The organism is Mycobacterium sp. TH-M15, from assembly GCF_057473705.1.
The window spans coordinates 1-5,824 of record NZ_JBYCLB010000462.1; the positions used below are offsets into that span (position 1 = coordinate 1).

6 protein-coding genes and 1 pseudogene are annotated in these 5,824 nt (G+C 73.0%); all 7 read right to left on the minus strand.

Annotated features, from left to right (window positions below):
• The coding region (locus tag AC2VNT_RS11170; RefSeq protein ID WP_486946916.1) for an alpha-hydroxy-acid oxidizing protein at window positions 1–264 on the minus strand (264 nt) is incomplete at its 3' end.
• Between the two features lie 11 nt (window positions 265–275).
• Window positions 276–1,124: a siderophore-interacting protein gene (locus AC2VNT_RS11175; protein ID WP_486946917.1), complete on the minus strand. Its 849-nt coding sequence runs from the start codon at window positions 1,122–1,124 to the stop codon at window positions 276–278.
• A gap of 55 nt (window positions 1,125–1,179) precedes the next feature.
• Window positions 1,180–2,316 carry a DNA-processing protein DprA gene (dprA, locus tag AC2VNT_RS11180; protein ID WP_486946918.1) on the minus strand — a complete coding sequence of 379 codons (1,137 nt, stop codon included), beginning with the start codon at window positions 2,314–2,316 and terminating at the stop codon, window positions 1,180–1,182.
• Window positions 2,313–3,824 carry a YifB family Mg chelatase-like AAA ATPase gene (locus tag AC2VNT_RS11185; RefSeq protein ID WP_486946921.1) on the minus strand — a complete coding sequence of 504 codons (1,512 nt, stop codon included), beginning with the start codon at window positions 3,822–3,824 and terminating at the stop codon, window positions 2,313–2,315. Before AC2VNT_RS11185 ends, dprA begins: the two co-directional genes overlap by 4 nt.
• A 1-nt stretch (window position 3,825) precedes the next feature.
• On the minus strand, window positions 3,826–4,194 hold the full coding sequence (locus tag AC2VNT_RS11190; RefSeq protein WP_486946919.1) for a YraN family protein: 369 nt from the start codon (window positions 4,192–4,194) through the stop codon (window positions 3,826–3,828).
• 182 nt (window positions 4,195–4,376) lie between these two features.
• Complete coding sequence (locus AC2VNT_RS11195) at window positions 4,377–5,612, minus strand: MFS transporter (protein ID WP_486946920.1); 1,236 nt, start codon at window positions 5,610–5,612, stop codon at window positions 4,377–4,379.
• Window positions 5,609–5,824 (minus strand): annotated as a pseudogene (locus AC2VNT_RS11200) (hypothetical protein); the annotation flags it as partial. The gene AC2VNT_RS11195 and the pseudogene AC2VNT_RS11200, both read right to left, overlap by 4 nt.

The following is a 5,824-nucleotide window of genomic DNA, read 5'->3' on the forward strand; positions in this document are numbered from 1 at the left end:
CGACATTCCGACCCTTCCGGGGTCCTGGTGGGGGTGGTCGGCGCCGACTAACATCCGCGGGATCTGCCCCCCGCGTTCGCACGCGGCGACGTTGGCCCGCTGGGTGTGTTCGTCGCCGGCGCCGCCGGCGACGTAGGACCACACCGACTGCGGCATCGCGGCGGCCGCCTTGGCTTCCAGGTCGGCGAAGGCCATCGGCAGCGACGGCACCACCCCGGCCAGGCCCTGCAGGTAAATCTCGAACTGATAGTCGCCGAACGCCATAACCCGCCAGCCTAGCTTGCTTCGGCCGCGGCGAGCTCTCTCTTCCACTGCCGGAACGTCTCCTCGGTGCGGCCGCGCCGCCAGTAGCCGGAGATCGATGCCCATTTAGCGTCCACGGCGCGCTCCTTGCGGACGTATGGGCGCAGGTTGTGCATCACCGCCTGGGCCTCGCCGTGGATGAAGACCTGCACCTGGCCCGGCAGCCACTGGGCGCTGGTGACCGCCTCGATCAGCGGCGCGTTGTCGCCGGCGCGGTCCTGGCCGACCAGGTCGGCGCGCCCACCCCGATGGACCCAGTTCAGCTCGACGCCCGGCGGTGCCCCCAACTCGATCTCATGTTCCGGTCCGGCGACCTCGACGAAGACCTTGCCCACCGCGTCGGCCGGCAACGCGTCGAGCGCCGCGGCGACCGCCGGCAGCGCGCTTTCGTCGCCGGCCAGCAGGTGCCAGTCGGCGGCCGGGTCGGGGGCATAGGCTCCGCCGGGCCCCATCAGGTAGACCGGCTGGCCGGGCCGGGCACCGGACGCCCACGGTCCGACGACCCCGTGGTTGCCGTGCACGGTGACGTCGATGCTCAGCTCGCCGACGGCCGAGTCGGCGCTGCGCACCGTCATGGTCCGGATCACCGGCCGCTTCCTGGCCGGCAGCGCGTCGAAGCTGTCCAGGGTCAGCGGCCGGGGAAGCGCGTCCACGTCGGCGTCGACGAAGACGATCTTGACGTAGGAATCGGTGAACAGGCTGGGCGTGAAGGTGTCGAACCCCGGTCCCGGCCCACCCTGGCGCAGCACCACCCGCACCAGGTGCGGTGCCAACGGCTCGGTGCGGACCACGTCGAACCGGTGTACTGGCCGTCCTGCCACACTGTCCTCCCGTCGGTCGCGGCAAACGCACACCGACTATACGAGTCACCGGCGGCTACCGGCCGGGCCGGCCGATCCGCCACCGTCCGTCGCGACACTCGGCCAGGCCGGCGACCTCCAGCATCGCCAACGGCCCGAGCACCTGGGCCGGCGGCAGCCCGGACCCGATCGCGACCTGGTCGACCGTGGCCACGCCGCGACCGGGCAGCGCCTCATACACCTGACGCTGCAGATCGGAGAGTGCGTCCAACGGCGTGACCGGCCGCGGCGGCTCCTCGGCGAGTTCGCCGATCCGGCCCACCAACTCGACCACCTCCTCGGCACGGGTGACCAGGTGCGCACCGGCCCGCAGCAGCACGTGACACCCCGCCGACGCCGCGCTGGTCACCGGCCCGGGCACCGCGGCCACCGGCCGGCCCAGCTGCCGTGCCCAGGCGGCGGTGTTGGCCGCACCGCTGCGCAACCCGGCTTCCACCACCACCGTCGCTCCGGCGAGAGCGGCCACCAGGCGATTACGGGTCAAGAACCGGTGCCGGGCCGGGCGGGTACCCGTCGGGTACTCGGTCACCAACAGCCCGTGTTCGGCGAGACGGTGCAGCAGCGCGGAATGCCCTGCAGGATAAGCGATATCGAGTCCTCCGGCGAGCACCGCAGCGGTGATCCCCTCGGCGGCCAGCGTCGCGCGGTGCGCCGTCCCGTCGATCCCGTAGGCCCCGCCGGAGACCACCGCGACGTCGCGTTCCGTCAGCCCGGCGGCCAGGTCGGCGGTGATGTACTCGCCGTAGCCGGTGCTCGCCCGGGTGCCGACCACCGCCGCGGCCCGCTCGGTCAACTCGTCCAGCCGGATCGGCCCGCGGGCCCACAGCACCGTCGGGACATGGCACGGCGGTTTCGCCTCGCCGCCACGACCGCGGAAGGCCGCGAACGCCAGGGTGGGCCACTCGTCGTCGGCGGGAGTGATCAACCGGCCGCCGCGTCCGGCAAGCAGCTCCAGATCGTCGGCCGCCGAATCGATCTCCCGCCGCGCCTCGGTTCGTCTGGCCAGCTCGTCGTCGACCCGACGACACCGGATGCGGTCGGCGGCTTCGGCCGGTCCGACCGCGGCCACCAAGGCGGTCAGCTCCGGGCACGGCGGCTCGACCACCCGGGACAGATACGCCCACGCGCGTCGTTCGTCGGCGGTGCGGCTCACCGCGCCAGCCCCGGCTGACGGAAGCTCAGTGCGGTCGCCACCTCGTCGGCCCCGGGAGAACCGCGGCCGGCCAGATCGGCCAGCGTCCAGGCGACCCGCATCGTCCGGTTGGCGCCGCGGATCGACAGCAGGCCGCGATCGAGCCCGGCCCGCAGCGGGGCCATGGCGGCGTCGCTGAGCCGAAACTTGCGGCGCAGCAACGCGCCGTTGACTTCGGCGTTGGTGTGAAAGCCGTGCGGACCCCAGCGGTGCGCGGCAGCCGCGCGCGCCGTGGCCACTCGGCTGCGAACCTGGGCGGTCGACTCCCCGTCGGTAGCGGAGAACGCACCCGCGCGCACCGTGTGCATCTGCACCCGCAGGTCCACTCGGTCCATCAGCGGACCGGACAGCTTGCCCAGGTAACGCCGCCTCTCCAGCGCCGTGCAGGTACAGTCCCGCGGATTGGTCGGTGCGCACGGGCACGGGTTGGCGGCCAGCACCAACTGAAACCGGGCCGGGTAGCGGGCCACCCCGTCTCGCCGAGCCAGCCGGACCTCGCCGTCCTCCAGCGGGGTGCGCAGCGCCTCCAGGACGCTGACTCTGATCTCGGCGCACTCGTCGAGGAAGAGGACGCCCCGGTGTGCCCGGCTCACCGCGCCCGGCCGGGCCATCCCGGATCCCCCGCCGACCAGCGCGGCGACGGTGGAGCTGTGGTGCGGGGCGATGAACGGCGGCCGGGTGATCAGCGGCTCGGCGTCCGACAGCAGGCCGGCCACCGAGTGCACCGCGGTGACTTCCAGCGCCTCATCGTCGGTCAGCGTCGGCAGCAGACCCGGTAGTCGCTGCGCCAGCATGGTTTTGCCAACACCCGGCGGACCGGTCAGCATCAGGTGATGCGCCCCGGCCGCGGCCACCTCCACCGCGAACCGGGCCTGGGCCTGTCCGACCACGTCGGACAGGTCGACGACCGGCGGGGTAGCCGGCGGTGCGGCCACCACCCGGTCCTGCAGCCGCTCGGCTCCGGCGAGCCAGCCGCGCAGCTGGGTCAGGGTCTGCACGCCGTGGACGTCGATTCCGTCCACCAGGCTGGCCTCGGCCAGGTTGTCGGCCGGCACCACCGCCTGCGACCAGCCGCCGTCCCGGGCCGCGAGCACCGCCGGCAGCACCCCGCGTACCGGCCGGACCCGCCCGTCCAGCGCCAACTCACCCAGTAGCACCGCGGTCTGCAGCCGCCGCCACGGCTTGCTGCGGCCCGCCGAGAGCACCGCCGCGGCCAGCGCCAGGTCGTAGACAGAGCCCATCTTCGGCAGCGTCGCCGGCGACAGCGCCAGGGTCAGCCGGGCGGCCGGCCACCGTTGACCGCTGTTGGTGATCGCCACCCGGACCCGCTCGCGCGACTCCTGCAGCGCGGCGTCGGGCAGCCCCACCAGGTACACGCTCGGCAGGCCGGAGGCGATGTCGGCCTCGATCTCCACGATCCGGCCGTCCAGACCGAGCACCGCCACCGAGAACGCCCGTCCGAGCGGCAGCTCAGCCCACTCCCGGCAGGTGGATGATCTCCGGCCTCCGGCAGCGCCCGATCCGCACCCCGATCACGTCGATGCGAATCCCCGGCCACCGCCGGTCCTGGCCTTCGAGCCACAAGCCGGCCAGCCGCCGCAACCGGCGCAGCTTCGCCGCCGACACCGCGTAGCGCAGGCCGCCGAAGCCGTCCCCGGTGCGGGTCTTCACCTCGATGAACACCACCGCGCCGCCGGCCGGGTCGACGGCGATCACATCCAGCTCGCCGTACCGGCACCGCCAGTTGCGGGCCAGGATCCGCCAGCCCAAGCCGGCAACCCGGTCGACGGCGAGCTGTTCACCAAGTGCCCCCAGCTCGGCACGCGTCCATGTCGCCATGGCGGTCAGCTTGCGGGCCGATGCCGACACGGCGTGGTCGGCCAGGGCCGGAAACGCCGATAACGCGGGCGGTTATCCCCAATCCTGCCGTCATCCACAACCGTCGGCGCGGTGGGAGCGGCGCGCTGGACGCGGCCCGCGGGGGGACACGGCCCGGAGGAGGCGGCGTGGAGGAGACCCGGCTAACCCGCGGCGGTCCGCCGGCGCACCGCCAGAATCAGTGGGATGGCCGCGAATTGGGCGACCATCACGAACCCGACGACGACGCCCAGCGACACCCCGAACAGCGCACCGATCACCGCGCTGCCGGCGAACCAGGCGACGCCGTAGCCGCCGGTGAACAGCCCGTAGGCCGAAGCGCGCCGGTTCGCGGGCACCATCGGGGCCACCGCCGCCGGGATGATCGATTCGTGCACCCCCATGCCCAGCCCCCACAGGCAGCTGCCGATCAGCGCGGGCCAGAAGCCGCCGAGGAACACCAGCGGTGCGTAGAGCGCCGCCACCGCGGTCAGTGGGACCAGCAGGCCGATGCCGTACCGGTCGAACAGCTTGCCGAATACCAACGACCCGGTGCCGGACACCCCCATCGCGGCGGCGTAGCAGATCGGGATGTAGGTCGCCGCAACGGTTCCAACCTGCTGGAAGTGGTAGGCCATGATCGGGAAGTCGGCGAAGCCGGCCGCCGCCAGCGCGGCCGCGGACAGGTAGATCCAGAACACCCGGGGCAGCCGGTCGGTCGCCATCGCGGTGGTCACCGGCTCCAGCTCCTCCGGATGCGGATACAGTGCCCGCGCAACGGCCAGCAGCGACAACATCACCGCCGCCGGAACCGCCAGGGCGGCGAAGGCGAACCGGTAGTCGTCGTGGGTGGCGGTGACGACGAACGCGACCGCCAGCGGCCCGAACATCGCGCCGAACTGGTCGAGCGCCTCGTGCACACCGAAGCCCCAGCCGTACCCCAGTCGTCTGGCCGCGTGGGCGAGCATCGCGTCACGCGGCGGATTGCGGATCGCCTTGCCGACCCGCTCGAGAACGACCAGCACGGCCGCGACCTGCCAGCTGCCGGCCACCGCCAGCAGCGGCACCACCGACATCTGCAGCAGGTAGCCGCCGATGGTGATCGGCCAGTATCTGCCGGTCCGGTCGGCGCCGCGCCCGGAGAACATCCGCAGGCCGTAGCCGAGCAGCTCACCGAAGCCGGTGATCACCGCGATCGCCAGCGCGCCGGCGCCGAGCAGACCCAGGAACTGGCCGACGATGCTGCGGGACGCCTCGTAGGTGAGATCGGCGAAGCAGCTCATCGCGCCGACCATCAGCACGAACTTCAGCGCCGGCGAGAAAGCCCGGCGGCCCGGGCGGACCGCCAACGGGCCACCCGGTCGGTGCCCGCCGGTGGGATCCGCGTCGCCGGGGCTCACACCAGATCCACCTTCACCCCGATGACCGTCACGGCGACGCCGGCGATGACCAGGCCCACCGCCCACACCGACCGCCGGCCGCCGACCTGGGCCGACAACAGCACGCCGAGTCCGCCGAGGGCCAGGATCGAGACCACCAGCGCTGTCCAGCTCGCTGTCGGCAACAGCGCCCCGGCAACCAACGGCAGCGCGGCGCCGGCGAAGCTGGAGAT